Origin of the sequence: Amycolatopsis sp. WAC 04197, from assembly GCF_003947475.1 — a bacterium.
Lineage (GTDB): Bacteria > Actinomycetota > Actinomycetes > Mycobacteriales > Pseudonocardiaceae > Amycolatopsis > Amycolatopsis japonica.
Map to the genome: position 1 here is coordinate 329413 of NZ_QHJK01000009.1, position 13994 is coordinate 343406.

Below are 13994 nucleotides of genomic sequence, written 5' to 3' on the forward strand. Positions count from 1 at the left end.
TTCGATGGCGAACGGCTACGTTTTCGTGAAAGCCTGGGGTTCGTACGGGAACGTTCGTCTCCCCGGCCATCCCCCGGGGAGACGGGCATCACAGAACGCCGTGCGTTGGCCGTCCGGACATCGTCCGTTCAACGACGCTCTTTAGCGTCCGGCCGGTGAACAGCGAAAAACCCGGCGTCGACCGCCGCGGATTCCTCAAACGCGCGGGCCTCGTGTCCGCGGCGGCCGCCGTCGCGCCACTCGCCGCCGCGGCACCGGCGGACGCCCTCGATCTGGATCTGGACCTCGATCTCGGCCTGCTCTTCGGCCGGGACCGCTATCGGTGGCTGGCGGGCGATCACCACATCCACACGCAGTACTCCTACGACGCGATGTACACAGTGGACGGAATCGCCACCGACGCGCGCCGTCACGGCGCGGACTGGGCGGTGATCACCGATCACGGCCACGCCGCGCACGAGAAGTCCTCGGTGGAGCGCACGAACGCCGCGATCCGGGCGGCGCAGCGCGAACATCCCGATCTCCTGCTGTGGCAGGGCATGGAGTGGAACGTGCCGGGTGCCGAGCACGCGACGCTGTTCTTCCAGGCGGGCGCGGCCCAGGCCGCGAAACTGCGCGAGTTCGAGCGCGCCTTCGACTGGCGGCTGACCGGGACCGAACCAGGCACGCCGGACAACGAGGCGCTCGCCGTCGAGGCGATCCGCTGGCTCGCGGCCGAAGAGCGGGCGCGCCGGATCCACGCGCCGGTGGTGGTGATCAACCATCCGCTGCGCAACGGCCGGATCGCCCCGCACGAGATCCGCGCGCTGCGCGACGCCGCGCCCGGCATCGTCATCGGCATGGAAGGCGCGCCGGGAGCGCAGGCCGACGGTTTCCCCAAACCGCTCGGGAGCGGCGGAGGCGCGCGTGGCGGGTACGGCAACTCGCCCGGCTCGAACTCGTGGCCGGGCTTCCCGGCGTCGGCCTACCGCACCTACGGCGGCTTCGACTGGAGCACCGCGACCGTCGGCGGGCTCTGGGATTCGCTGCTGGCCGAAGGAAAGCCGTGGTGGATCACCAGCAACTCCGACTCGCACTACAACCGCGGCGACACCCACGTGCGGCCCAGCGTCCCCGACGGCTACTACGACGAGCACGGCGGCTACCCGGACCCGATCGACACCGGCGTCCCGCAGAACCTGCCGCCGTACGCGGACTTCGCCCCCGCCGAGTTCAGCCGGACGATGGTCGGCGTGACCCGCCGAAGCCACGAAGGTGTGCTGGAAGGTCTGCGCGCGGGCCGTGTCTGGGTGGTGCACGGCGGACTCGCACAGGAACTCGAGTTCGGCGCGTACAGCGGCTGGAGCTCGGCGACGATGGGCGGCAGGCTGCGGGTCCGGCGCGGATCCGACGTCACGGTGGTCGTCTCGGCGAAGCTGGCGGCCCGGCCGAACGGCGGCGGCGCGATCCCGAGGCTCGCGCGGCTCGACCTCGTTTCGGGGCCGGTGACCGGCCCGGCCGCCGACCGCGACACGCAGACCGCCCCGGGGACCCGGGTGGTGCGGTCGTTCGAGCCGCGGTGGGCGCCCGGGCGGCGGGTCACCTTCCGGCACACGTTCCGCGACGTGCGTGAGCCGTTCTTCGTGCGGACACGCGGAACGGACGGCAAGAAGCACGTGCCCGGCGGGATCGAGCCGAGCGCCGACGTGATCGGGCAGTCGAACCCGTTCGAAGACCTGTGGTTGTACGGGAACCCGATCTTCGTGGACGTGCGGTAGGTCTCCCGCGGATGTCATGAAAGGGCCGTTCAGGACGAAAAATGTCCTGAACGGCCCTTTCATGACACTTCCGAAACGCTAGGCGCCCAGTGTGTCCGGGTCCGGCCCCAGCCGCTTCCCCTGCTCCAGCGTCGCGATCGCGGCGGTGTCGTGCGCGTCGAGCGCGAAGTCGAAGACGTCGATGTTCGCCTTGATCCGTTCCGGCGTGACGGATTTCGGGATCACCAGATGGTCCATCTCGACATGCCAGCGCAGCACGACCTGGGCCGGCGTCTTGCCGTGTTTCTCCGCGATCGTGGTGATCTTCTCGTCGGCGAGCAGGTCTCCGCCGCGCGCCAGCGGGCCCCACGCCTCGGTGACGATCTCGTGCTTCTCGTGGAAGTCCCGCAGCAACGGCTGCTGCAGCCACGGGTGGCATTCGATCTGGTTCACCGCGGGAACGGTCCCGGTCTCCTCGATCAGCCGTTCCAGATGCGGGATCTGGAAGTTCGAGACGCCGATCGCCTTCGCCCGGCCGTCGGAGGCGATCTTTTCCAGCGCCCGCCACGTTTCCACGTACTTGTCCTGCGACGGCAGCGGCCAGTGGATCAGATACAGGTCGACGTAGTCGAGCCCCAGCTCGCGCAGGCTCGTGTCGAAGGCGCGCAACGCCGAGTCGTAGCCGTGTTCGGTGTTCCACAGTTTCGTGGTGACGAACAGTTCCTCGCGTGGCAGCCCGCTGGTGCGGACGGCCTCGCCGACGCCGCGTTCGTTGGCGTACAGGGTCGCCGTGTCGATGGCGCGGTACCCCGCCTCGATGGCGGTGCGGATCGCGCCGGTGACCTCGTCGTCGCCGATCTTGTACACCCCGAACCCGAGTTGCGGGAGGGATGTTCCGTTGTTCAGCCGAATACTGGGAACCATGCTCGAACCGTAACCCCCGCCGGGGGTCAGGGCAGAGCGGGCAGGTGGACGGTCACCGAAAGGCCGCCGCCCACAACGGGTTCCGCGGACACCGTGCCGCCGTGTGCCTGCACCGCGGCCCGCACGATCGAGAGCCCCAGCCCGGCGCCGGTCCGGGCCGTCCTGGCGACGCCGGCGCGGCGGAACGGCTCGAACAGTTCGGGGACCGCGGCCGGATCCAGCAGCCCGCCCGAAGACCGCACCCGCAGCACCGACCACTGTGGACCGGCCTGCGTGACGACGTCCAGCCAGCCGCCGTCGACGTTGTGCCGCACGGCGTTCTCCAGCAGGTTGCCCGCGATCCGTTCCAGCAGCGCGGGATCGCCGAACGTCACCGCGCCCTGGGTCGCGAATTCGGTGCGGATGCCGCGCTTTTCGGCTTCGGCACGCACCGCGCGCCAGGCACTCGCGACGATCACCGCGAGATCGACCGGCTCCCTGGCCACCAACCCCGCGCCGTCCGTACGGGCGAGCAGCAGCAGCGAACCGACCAGCCGCTCGGCCCGCTCCGTCGCGTCACGGACGACACCCGCCATCCGGCGTAGTTCGGCTTCGTCCGCGTGCTCGTCGGCCAAGGTGACGTCGAGTTCGGTGCGGATGACGGCGAGCGGCGTCCGCAGTTCGTGGCTGGCGTTCGCGACGAAATGCCGCTGCGCGTCGAACGCGGCCTGCAACCGGTCCAGCATGTCGTCGAACGTCTCGGCCAGTTCCGCGAGTTCGTCCTTCGTGCGGACCTCGCCGATCCGCTCCCCCATCGACTCGATCGAGAGACGGCGCGCGGTACCGCTGATCTCGCGCAGCGGCCGCAGGACCCGCGCGGTGAACGTCCACGCGAGGATCCCCGCCGCCAGCACGACGAAACAGAACGCGACCGCGCCGAACAGCAGCACCCGGTTCCTGGCGTAGACCCGCAGATGCTCGGTGACGGCGGACGCGTCGACCTCGACGCCGTCGACGCGCACAGTGGTGCCCGGCGGCAGCTGCGGCACGGCGGAAACCGCGTCGCCGACCAGATTCCAGGTCAGCCAGAGCAACAGGACGCTGACCAGTGCCACCAGCCCGGTCGCGAGCAGCGTGACCCGCCCGCGCAGGCTGCGGGCACCGGACAGGTTCACCCGCGTGCGGTCCCCTGCTCCGGCACCCGGTAGCCGGAGCCGACGACGGTTTCGATGATGCCCGGCTCGCCGAGCTTCTTCCGCAGGGTCATCACGGTGACCCGGACGGTGGTGGTGAACGGGTCGGCGTTCTCGTCCCACACGCGTTCGAGCAGTTCTTCGCTGCTGACCACCGAACCGGCGGCCGACAGCAGCACCTCCAGCACGCCGAACTCCTTGCGGGTCAGCTCGACCGGACCGCTCGCGCGGCGGACGGTCCGCCTCGCCGGGTCCAGTTCGACGTCGCCCGACGTCAGCAGCGGCGGCGCGGCCGGGGTCGCGCGGCGGCCCAGCGCCCGCACGCGTGCGACGAGTTCGGGGAAGGCGAACGGTTTGGCGAGATAATCGTCGGCGCCGAGGGAAAGGCCGTCGACGCGGTCCGAAACGGAACTGCTCGCGGTGAGCATCAGCACGCGGGTCAGCTCGCCGGACGCGACGATCTCGCGGCACAGGTCGTCACCGGACATGCCGGGCAGGTCGCGGTCGAGCAGCACGACGTCGTACCGGGTGACGGCGGCCTTCTCGTGCCCGTCGTCACCGGTGAGCGCGATGTCCACCGCCATACCCTCGCGCCGCAGGCCGCGTGCGATCGCGTCGGCGAGGGGTTCTTCGTCTTCGACTACCAGAATTCGCACGACCCTACGTTGCCACATTTACCTGAGAGTGACCTGATTGGACCAGCGCAGGGCGAACCACAGCCTCATCCGGGTCTCCGGATCCGCCAGATCCACCTCCAGCGCCCGTTCGATCTGCCCGATCCGGTGCCGGACGCTGTTGCGGTGCACGCCGAGTTCGGCGGCCGTGCGGTCCCAGCCGCCGTGGTGCGCGAGCCACGTCCGCAGCGTGCCGACCAGTTCGCGATCACCCTGCCGGTCGAGTTCGCGCAACGGCGCCAGCACCTGGACCGCGAACCCGGCCGCGGCATCCGGATCGATCAGCGCGTCCAGCCCCGACGTGCCTTCCGCGACCACCGGCCGTCCCAGCGCGGCGGCCCGCGTCAGCAGCAGCTCGATCTCACCCGCCGCTTCGGGAAGCCGTCCGGGCGGGACGGGTGAGCCCACCACCGCGAGCCAGCCGTCGGCGCGGAGCCGGTCGAGATCACCGGCCTCCGGCGCTTCGCGGACGATCGCGTCGAAGCGCGGCCCCGGCCGCAGCCGCACGAGCGGGGTGTCGAGCCGGGCGCGCAGCCAGTCGTAGCGGACGGCCACCTCGTTCGGCCCTTTCCGGTAAGCGATCCCGGCGACCAGACGGCGTTCGTCCCCGCCGATCACCTCGGTCTCTCCCAGCAGCAGCCCCGTGGCGGTGGCGCCCAGTCCGGCCGCGTCGGAACCCGCGCGGCCCGCCAGCCCGAGCAGCGCCGCCCCGACCGACAGGATCGAGCGGTCCGCGCCGTCGAACCGCGCGACCCGGCCGACCACGACCAGATGAGACGCCGTCGCCTGCGGGTACACCGGTTGCGCGACGACGTGCGTGCCGTCGGCCAGTTCCGTGGTCGCGCTGCGGATCCCCCGGCCCGCCCGCAGCGTGGCGACCAGTTCCCGGACCTCGCCGGGCAGCGGCGACGGCGCCCCATGGTCCGCGGCCAGGACATCGCCAGCGCCGACCAGCGCCACCCAGGCCCCCAGCCGTCCGGCCAGCGCGCTCGCCAATTCGCCGAGCCCGTCGCCCGCCGCCCTGGTCAGCGCCTCGCGCGCGACCGCGATCCGCCGCTGTTCCCGCTGCCCCGCCTCGGCGAGCGCGACCGACACCGCCCGGCTGATCGCGAGGAACGGCGTCCGCGGCTGGACGACCAGCAGCGGGAGACCGTGCCGGGCACACGCCGTCAGCAGGGGCGGCGGCAACGTCTCGTAGGCGCCCGGGGTGAGCCCGAATCCGAGCGCGGAGATGCCGCTGCCGGCCAGCCGCCGGACGTAGCGATCGATCTCGGCCGGTTCCACCGGCAGGTTCACCCCGGCGGTGAGCAGCAGCTCCGCCCCGAGCAGGTACGGCACGGGGTCGAGTAGCTCGCTGACGTGGGCCCAGCGCACCGGCGCGTCGAGCGCGCCCGGGCGCAAGGTCTCCACGACCGGGTCGAGTGCGAGTTCCGGGTTGCCGACCACGGCGCGTAACGGGACATTCACATCCGAGTCGAACGGATCGCGACTTTGGGCCATTTCATCCTCGATCTCCGATGAGTTCGGATGGATCATCCCATGTCGTTCAAGGTGCGAACGAACCTACGGTGACCCGAACGAAGCGAACAGCCCCAAGTCAAGGAGGACACCGTGGCCGGTGACTACGCGGTGATCGCGCTCTACATAGCGGGCATGATCGGGGTCGGCTGGTTCGGGCTGCGGCTCGCCAAGACCAAATCCGACTACCTCGTCGCGGGCCGCCGGCTCGGCTGGTTCATGTACTCGGGCACGATGTCCGCGGTCGTCCTCGGCGGCGCTTCGACGGTCGGCGGGGTGAAGCTCGGCTACACCTACGGCATCTCGGGCGCCTGGCTCGTGATCGCCATCGGCGTCGGCATCCTCGTCCTGCACACGCTGTTCGCGCGGCGGCTGGTGAAACTGCGCGTCTACACCGTCGGCGAGATGCTCGACCTGCGCTACGGCGGCTCCACCAGCACCATCTCCGGCGTGGTCATGTGGGGCTACACGCTGATGCTGACCGTCACCTCGACGCTGGCGTTCGCCACCATCTTCAAGGTCCTGTTCAACGTGCCGAGCTGGGCGGGTATCGCCATCGGCGGCTCGATCGTGGTGCTCTACTCGGTGCTCGGCGGCATGTGGTCGATCACGCTGACCGACATCGTCCAGTTCGTCATCAAGACCATCGGCATCCTGCTGATCCTGCTGCCGGTCTCGATCGTCTCCGCGGGCGGTTTCGACGGGATGGCCGCGCGGCTGGACGAGAGCTACTTCGAACTGACCGCCATCGGCGGCGACACGATCTTCACCTACTTCCTCATCTACAGCTTCGGCCTGCTGATCGGCCAGGACATCTGGCAGCGCGTGTTCACCGCGCGGACGCCGGGTATCGCGACCGGCGGCGGCGTCATCTCCGGCGTCTACTGCCTCGTCTACGGTCTCGCCGGCGCGCTGATCGGCACCGCGGCCAAGACGCTGTACCCGAACCTCGCCAGCGCGCAGGACGCGTTCGCGACCATCGTCGAGGAGCAGCTGCCCGCCGGGATCCGCGGGCTGGTTCTCGCGGCGGCGCTCTCGGCGATGATGTCGACCGCGAGCGGCGCGCTCATCGCCTGCTCCACGGTCAGCACCTCGGATCTGCTTTCCAAGCTGGGCCTCAAAAAGGCCGTCGACGAGGTGACGAGGAACCGGGTCACCACGCTGGTTCTCGGCATCGTCGCGATCGGCATCGCGATGATCGTGGACGACGTCGTCAACGCGCTGACCATCGCCTACGACATCCTCGTCGGCGGTCTGCTGGTCGCGATCATCGGCGGACTGGCCTGGAAACGCGGGACCCGTCAGGGCGCGCTCGCGTCGATGGTGGTCGGCACCGTCGTGGTCATCACGTTCATGTTCGTCGACGGCGTCGAGGCCAACAGCCCGATCTACTGGGGCCTCGGCTCGAGCCTCGCGGTGTATCTGCTGGTCAGCTTCCTGACCCCGCGCACCTCCGACGAAATCCTCACCGTGTGGACCCGCCGCCTGAACGGCAGCGCGGCCGCCGATGACGAAGAGGCGAAACTCGCCGCTTCGCAGTCCTGAAACACCAGAAGGAGACACAGTGCCTGAGCAGAACCCGATCGGACCCGTCGACTCTTCGAGGGTGCCCCGGTTCGCCGGTTTCGCGACCTTCGCGAGGCTTCCGCGGATCGATCAGGTCGAGCGCGCCGACGTCGCCGTCGTCGGGGTGCCGTTCGACGCCGGGGTGTCCTACCGCCCCGGCGCGCGCTTCGGCCCCTCCGCGCTCCGTGAGGCCAGCCGGCTCCTTCGTCCGTACCACCCCGAACTCGACGTTTCCCCGTTCGCCGAAACACAGGTGGTCGACGCCGGCGACATCGCGCTCAACCCGTTCAACATCGGCGAGGCGATCGAAACGCTGCAGAGCGAGGCCGAGGCGCTCACCGCGGACGGGACGCGGCTGGTGACCGTCGGCGGCGACCACACGATCGCGCTGCCGCTGCTGCGGGCGGCGGCGAAGAAGCACGGACCGGTGGCGCTGCTGCACTTCGACGCGCACCTCGACACCTGGGACACCTACTTCGGCGAGCCGTACACCCACGGCACCCCGTTCCGGCGGGCGTCCGAGGAAGGCATCCTCGACACCGAAGCGCTGTCCCACGTCGGCACGCGCGGCCCGCTGTACGGCAAGCGGGATCTGGAGGAGGACCGCCGCCTCGGATTCGGCATCGTCACCTCCGGCGACGTCATGCGCCGCGGGGTCGCCGAGACCGTCGACGCGCTGCGCCAGCGCATCGGCGGCCGCCCGCTCTACATCTCGGTCGACATCGACGTGCTCGACCCGGCGCACGCGCCCGGCACCGGCACTCCCGAAGCGGGCGGCATGACCAGCCGCGAACTGCTGGAGATCCTGCGCGGACTGCGGGACTGCAACCTCGTCGGAGCCGATGTGGTGGAGCTGGCCCCGGCCTACGATCATGCCGAGATCACCGCCATCGCGGCTTCCCACGTCGCCTACGACCTGGTGAGCCTGCTCAGTTTGGGGAAGAGCGCATGACACAACGCATCGGCGGCGACATCGTCGTCGAAACCCTCCACGCGCTCGGCGCGGACACCGTGTTCGGCCTGCCGGGCCAGCACGCGCTCGGTCTGTTCGAAGCGTTGCGGCGCACGGACGACCTGCGCGTCATCAGTTCACGGGTGGAGAACAATCTGGCGTTCGCGGCCGACGGGCACGCCCGCGCCCGGCTCGCGGCGGATCCCGAAGGCCCGGTCCCGGTGACGCCGATGATCGTGTCGACCGGCCCCGGCGCGCTGCTGACTTTGGCCTCACTGCAGGAATCGCGGGCGGCGTCGGTCCCGGTGCTCGGGATCTCCAGCCAGATCCCGGTCGCCGGGCTCGGCGGCGGACGGCACGGCTATCTGCACGAACTGCCCGATCAGCAGGCCAGTTTCCGTGACGTGGTGAAGTCGGTGCACGTGGTGCGCACCGTCGGCCAGATCCCGACGGCGTTGCGCGAGGCGTGGGAATCGGCGGCGACCGCGCCGTACGGCCCAGTGTGGGTCGAGATCCCGCAGGACATCCTGCTGGCACCGACGGACCTGCCGCGGATCACGTCCGTGACCGCGCGGCCCGCTCCGCTCGCGCCGTTGCCGGAACTCGTCACCGAAGCGGCGAAACTCCTTGGCGCGGCCGAGAATCCGGTGATCCTCGCCGGGGGCGGCGCGCTACGCTCGGGCGCGCACGCGGAGCTGAAGGCGCTCGCGGAGGCACTGCGAGCGCCGGTGCTGTCGACGTTCGGCGGCAAGGGCGTCTTCGGCTGGGATCACGAGCTGTCCGGGCAGTCGTGGCTGGAGGACTGGCACAGTACCGAGTTCCTGTCGGCCGCGGATGTGCTGCTGGTGCTGGGTTCCGGGCTCGGCGAACTGTCCAGCAACTACCGCGAGTTCGCCCCGCGCGGCCGGGTGATCCAGGTCGAGGCCGATCTCGGGAAGCTGGAGTCGAACTACCCGGCCTTGGGCATCCATGCCGACGTCCGCCTTGCCCTGCAAGGACTTCTGGAGCAGGTGCCGTTCCGGCAAGCAGACGGCGCCGCCGAAAAGGCGGTGACGGAACTGCTGGCCAAGGTGCGCGAACGCCTCGACGGCCAGCCCCTCGAAGCCGAGCGCAAGCTCATCGACGACATCCGCGCGGCGATCCCCGAAGGCACCCAGACGTTCTGGGACATGACGATCGCGGCCTACTGGGCCTGGTCGGCGTGGAATCCCGAGGGCGCGCCGATCCACACCGCGCAGGGTGCGGGCGGGCTCGGCTACGGCCTGCCCGGCGCGCTCGGCGGTGCCGCGGCGACCGGCGGCCCGGCGCTCGCGGTCTCCGGCGACGGCGGCGCGATGTACGGCATCGCGGAACTGGCGACGGCGGTCCAGCACGGGCTGGACGTCACCTGGCTCATTGTCGACGACGGCGGTTACGGCATCCTGCGCGAGTACCTGACCGGCGCGTTCGGCCAGTCCACCGCCACCGAACTCGCCCGCCCCGATTTCGCCGCGCTGGCGAAGTCCTTCGGCGTCGGCGCGACCGTGTCCTCTTTGGACACCGTCGGGAAGGACCTGGCCGACGCGTTGGCCACACCCGGCCCGTCCGTGGTCGTCCTGCCCGCCCTGCTCAAGATGTTCGAGCCGACCCACCTGGAGAAGAAATGACTCAGGTCCTCAATTTCGTCGATGGCGCCGAGGTACCGGCGTCGGGCTCGCGGACGCTCGACCTGGTGAATCCCGCAACCGGCGAGGTCTTCGGCACCAGCGTCCTGTCGGAACAGTCCGATGTGGACGTCGCGCTGGCCGCCGCCGAACGGGCGTTCAAGGTGTGGCGCAAGAGCACGCCCGCCCAGCGTCAGCTCGCGCTGCTGAAGATCGCCGACGCGCTGGAATCCCGCGCGGAGGAGTTCGCCGAGCTCGAAATCCGGGAGACCGGCAAGATCCGCGCCGTCGTGCTGGACGAGGAGATCCCGGAGTGCGTCAGCGCGCTGCGGTTCTTCGCCGGTGCGGCGCGGCAGCTCGAAGGCACCGCGTCCGGGGAGTACCTGCCCGGGCACACGTCGGCGATCCGCCGGGAACCGGTCGGCGTCTGCGCGCAGATCGCGCCGTGGAACTACCCGCTGATGATGGGTGTCTGGAAGATCGCCCCGGCCTTGGCCGCGGGCAACACCGTCGTGCTGAAACCCGCGGAGACCACGCCGTCGACGGCCGTCCTGCTGGCGAAGGTCGCGGCGGAGTTCCTGCCGCAGGGCGCGTTCAACGTGCTGTGCGGCGACCGCGACACCGGCCGCGCGCTGGTGAAGCACCCGATCACCGAGCTGGTGTCGATCACCGGGTCGACCCGGGCCGGGATCGACGTCGCCACCGTCGCGGCGGCCGACCTCAAGCGCACGCACCTCGAACTCGGCGGCAACGCGCCCCTGCTGGTCTTCGGCGACGTGAACCTCGCCGAAGCGGCCGAGGGCATCGTCGGCGCGGCGTTCTACAACGCCGGGCAGGACTGCACCGCGGGCAGCCGGGTGCTGGTGGACGCGGCGATCCACGACGAGTTCGTCGCGGAGCTGACCAAGGCCGCCGCCGCGCAGACCCCGGGCGAGGACTACGGCCCGCTCAACAGCGAGGCGCAGTTCGGGCGGGTCCGCGGGCTCGTCGAGCGGCTGCCCTCGCACGCTCGCGTGGAGACCGGCGGCACCCCCGCCGGCGACCGCGGTTTCTTCTTCTCCCCCACCGTGGTCTCGGGTCTGAAGCAGGACGACGAGATCGTGCAGGAGGAGATCTTCGGCCCGGTGATCACCGTCCAGTCCTTTGTGGACGAGGACGAGGCGGTGCGCCTGGCCAACGGCGTCCCCTACGGGCTGGCGTCGTCGATCTGGACCAACGACCTGTCACGCGCGACCCGCGTTTCGGGCGAACTCGACTTCGGCTGCGTCTGGGTCAACACCCACGGGCCGCTGGTCTCGGAAATGCCCCATGGCGGCTTCGGGCACTCGGGCCACGGGAAGGATCTCTCGTCCTACTCCTTCGCCGAGTACACCCGCGTGAAGCACGTCATGACCCGCTTCGCCTGACCGCGTTTCGTCCTCTGAACGCGGTACTTGCGTGTGCAAGGACCGCATTCAGAGGACGAAACGCATAGCTGGAGGTCCCCATGGGTGACAAGGTCACCGAAGTCGAGCAGCACGGTATCGCGCCGATCCCGCCGGAAGAACAGACCTCGCGTCCGCGCGACCTGTTCCGGATGGCGTTCGGCGGCGCGAACACCTTCGCCACCATCATCCTCGGGACCCTCCCGATCGCCTTCGGGCTGAGTTTCCGGGCGGCGGTGGCGGCCACCGTCGCGGGCGTGGTCGTCGGCGCCCTGGTGCTCTCGCCGATGTCGCTGTTCGGCCCGCTCACCCGGACCAACAACGCGGTCTCCTCCGGCGCGCACTTCGGCGTCGTCGGCCGCTGTGTCGGCTCCTTCCTCTCCCTGCTGACGGCGATCACGTTCTTCGCCATCTCGGTCTGGGTGAGCGGCGACGCCGTCGCCGGTGCGGCACAACGGCTTTTCGGCTTCGACGGCGGCGAGGTGCTCCGCGGGGTCGCGTACGGCGTCATCGCGATCGCGACGCTGGTGGTGTGCATCTACGGCTACCGGTTCATGCTGCTGGTGAACCGGGTCGCCGTGGTGCTGGGCACGGCGATCATGCTGCTCGGGATCGTCGCCTACGGCGGCACGTTCGACCCTGGGTTCGCCGGCACCGGCACCTACGCGCTCGGTGACTTCTGGCCGACGTGGATCCTGGCCGCGCTCACCACGATGGCGAACCCGATCTCGTTCGGCGCCTTCCTCGGCGACTGGACGCGCTACATCCCGGCGCGGCACAGCCGCCGTTCCCTCCTGGCCGCGCCGTTCCTGGCGCAGGTGGCGACGTTGCTGCCGTTCGGGTTCGGCATCGCCACCGCGACCCTGGTCGCGGATCCGGCCGACTACATCACCGGCCTGACCGCGATCTCCCCGCTCTGGTACGCGATCCCGCTGATCGTCGTCGCGCTGATCGGCGGCCTGTCCACCGGGACGACGTCGCTCTACGGCACCGGGCTGGACTTCAGTTCGATCTTCGTGAAGCTGAGCCGGGTGCAGGCGACGCTGCTGATCGGCTCGCTCAGTGTCGTGTTCATCTTCGTCGGCAATTTCGTGCTGGACATGGTGTCCAGCATCAACGCCTTCGCCACGCTGATCGTGCTGTGCACCTCGCCGTGGATGGTGATCATGATGATCGGCTTCGTGCTGCGGCGCGGGTTCTACGACCCGGACGACCTCCAGGTGTTCAACCAGGGCAGCAAGGGCGGGCGCTACTGGTTCACCCGAGGGGTGAACTGGCGCGCGATGGCCGCGTGGATCCCGGCGACGACGCTGGGCCTGCTGACGGCCAACACCCCGATGATCGCCGGGCCGTTCAAGGACATCGCGGGCGGCGTCGACATCAGCATGGTGGTGACGCTGTGCACGGCGGCGATCGCGTATCCGGTGCTGGTGAAGCTCTTCCCCGAGCCGCGGGAGGTCTACTCGTACGCGGAACCCGTCGCGGAACCGGCCGTCGCGGTCTAGGCGAAGCGGCGCAGCGCCCCGAGGAACAACGCGTCGAAGGCGCGGTCCGGGAGCACCCGGCGCACGAACAGGATCGGCTTCGCCCCGAAACCGGCGGCGTAGCGGGTCTTCGGGCGCCGGGCCCGGACGGCCTTCACGATGACGTCGGCGATCACCTTGGGGTGGGAACCGCGCGCGGCCTGGTCGAAGAACTTCGCCAGCGCCTTGGCCTGCGGCGCGTACGCGGTGTCACCCGAGGTCTTGAGCAGGTTCTCGACGGCGATACCGCCCCATTCGGTCTTGATGGCGCCGGGTTCGACCACCACGACGTCGATGCCGAACGGCTTGAGCTCCAGCCGCAGTGAGTCGCTGAGTCCTTCGACCGCGAACTTCGTCGAGTGGTACCAGCCGCCGAGCGGTTCGTAGATCTTGCCGCCGATCGACGAGATGTTCACGATCTTGCCGGAGCCCTGGGCACGCATATGCGGCGTGGTCAGCTGGACGAGCCGCGCGAGCCCGAACAGGTTGACCTCGAACTGGTACTTCCCCTCCGAGAGCGGCACGTCCTCGAAGGCGCCGTACGAGCCGTAGCCCGCGTTGTTGATCAGGACGTCGATGCGGCCGGACTCCTCGATGATCCGCTCGACACCCGCGACCATCGACGCGTCGTCGGTGACGTCCATCGCGAGAACCTTGACCCCGCGCTCGGCGAGCCCCGCCATCCGCTCGACGCGCCTCGCGGCGCCGTAGACCGTGTAACCCGCGTCCTTCAGCGCGAGCGCCGTGGCTTCGCCGATCCCCGCGGAGGCTCCCGTGACCAGTGCGACCTTCATGTCCGTCTCCTAACTAACCAGTTGGTTGCCAATTCAGGCTGCCATGGGATGCGGCTAGCTGTCAACCA

General features: G+C 69.9%; 11 protein-coding genes. 6 read left to right on the forward strand and 5 right to left on the reverse strand.

Annotated elements, in window-relative coordinates; all coding sequences use genetic code 11:
• The first annotated feature begins 155 nt into the window (after positions 1-155).
• Entirely contained in the window at positions 156-1757 is a 1602-nt protein-coding gene (locus DMC64_RS31545) for a PHP domain-containing protein (protein ID WP_125736464.1), read from the forward strand.
• Positions 1758-1835: 78 nt separating this feature from the next.
• Here the strand turns inward: DMC64_RS31545 and DMC64_RS31550 are convergent, their stop codons facing one another.
• From DMC64_RS31550 to DMC64_RS31565, 4 genes are read right to left on the reverse strand one after another with little or no spacing between them, the layout of a single operon-like run.
• A complete protein-coding gene (locus DMC64_RS31550) occupies positions 1836-2660 on the reverse strand; it encodes an aldo/keto reductase (protein ID WP_125736465.1) in 825 nt (274 codons plus the stop codon).
• Between the two features lie 26 nt (positions 2661-2686).
• The gene (locus tag DMC64_RS31555) at positions 2687-3814 is read right to left on the reverse strand and encodes a cell wall metabolism sensor histidine kinase WalK (RefSeq protein WP_037343763.1); all 1128 of its coding nucleotides are present in this window, start codon (positions 3812-3814) and stop codon (positions 2687-2689) included.
• Complete coding sequence (locus DMC64_RS31560; RefSeq protein ID WP_007033550.1) at positions 3811-4488, reverse strand: response regulator transcription factor; 678 nt, start codon at positions 4486-4488, stop codon at positions 3811-3813. The genes DMC64_RS31555 and DMC64_RS31560 overlap by 4 nt, the downstream gene beginning before the upstream one ends.
• An 18-nt stretch (positions 4489-4506) precedes the next feature.
• Complete coding sequence (locus tag DMC64_RS31565; RefSeq protein WP_125736466.1) at positions 4507-6006, reverse strand: PucR family transcriptional regulator; 1500 nt, start codon at positions 6004-6006, stop codon at positions 4507-4509.
• 111 nt (positions 6007-6117) lie between these two features.
• Here DMC64_RS31565 and DMC64_RS31570 point away from each other — a divergent pair, with 111 nt between their 5' ends.
• The 5 genes from DMC64_RS31570 to DMC64_RS31590 all read left to right on the forward strand — a co-directional run bounded on the left by DMC64_RS31570 (position 6118) and on the right by DMC64_RS31590 (position 13114).
• A complete protein-coding gene (locus tag DMC64_RS31570; protein ID WP_125736467.1) occupies positions 6118-7569 on the forward strand; it encodes a sodium:solute symporter in 1452 nt (483 codons plus the stop codon).
• A gap of 19 nt (positions 7570-7588) precedes the next feature.
• Positions 7589-8542, forward strand: coding sequence for an agmatinase (gene speB / locus DMC64_RS31575; RefSeq protein ID WP_038515765.1), 954 nt, complete (start codon positions 7589-7591; stop codon positions 8540-8542).
• Positions 8539-10188, forward strand: a complete 1650-nt coding sequence (locus tag DMC64_RS31580; RefSeq protein WP_125736468.1) for a thiamine pyrophosphate-binding protein — start codon at positions 8539-8541, stop codon at positions 10186-10188. Before speB ends, DMC64_RS31580 begins: the two co-directional genes overlap by 4 nt.
• A complete protein-coding gene (locus DMC64_RS31585; RefSeq protein WP_125736469.1) occupies positions 10185-11591 on the forward strand; it encodes an aminobutyraldehyde dehydrogenase in 1407 nt (468 codons plus the stop codon). The genes DMC64_RS31580 and DMC64_RS31585 overlap by 4 nt, the downstream gene beginning before the upstream one ends.
• A gap of 80 nt (positions 11592-11671) precedes the next feature.
• Positions 11672-13114: a cytosine permease gene (locus DMC64_RS31590; protein WP_125736470.1), complete on the forward strand. Its 1443-nt coding sequence runs from the start codon at positions 11672-11674 to the stop codon at positions 13112-13114.
• On the opposite strand, the gene DMC64_RS31595 is transcribed toward DMC64_RS31590, so the two are convergent.
• Positions 13111-13926, reverse strand: a complete 816-nt coding sequence (locus tag DMC64_RS31595; RefSeq protein WP_125736471.1) for an oxidoreductase — start codon at positions 13924-13926, stop codon at positions 13111-13113. The two genes, DMC64_RS31590 and DMC64_RS31595, sit on opposite strands and share 4 nt — an antisense overlap.
• Between the last annotated feature and the right edge of the window lie 68 nt (positions 13927-13994).

Excerpts from the sequence above, each read along its gene's own strand:
- DMC64_RS31550 (WP_125736465.1), bottom strand. The coding sequence starts at position 2,660 with ATGGTTCCCAGTATTCGGCTGAACAACGGAACATCCCTCCCGCAACTC.
- DMC64_RS31565 (WP_125736466.1), bottom strand. The coding sequence starts at position 6,006 with ATGGCCCAAAGTCGCGATCCGTTCGACTCGGATGTGAATGTCCCGTTA.
- DMC64_RS31580 (WP_125736468.1), top strand. The coding sequence starts at position 8,539 with ATGACACAACGCATCGGCGGCGACATCGTCGTCGAAACCCTCCACGCG.
- DMC64_RS31585 (WP_125736469.1), top strand. The coding sequence starts at position 10,185 with ATGACTCAGGTCCTCAATTTCGTCGATGGCGCCGAGGTACCGGCGTCG.
- DMC64_RS31590 (WP_125736470.1), top strand. The coding sequence starts at position 11,672 with ATGGGTGACAAGGTCACCGAAGTCGAGCAGCACGGTATCGCGCCGATC.
- DMC64_RS31595 (WP_125736471.1), bottom strand. The coding sequence starts at position 13,926 with ATGAAGGTCGCACTGGTCACGGGAGCCTCCGCGGGGATCGGCGAAGCC.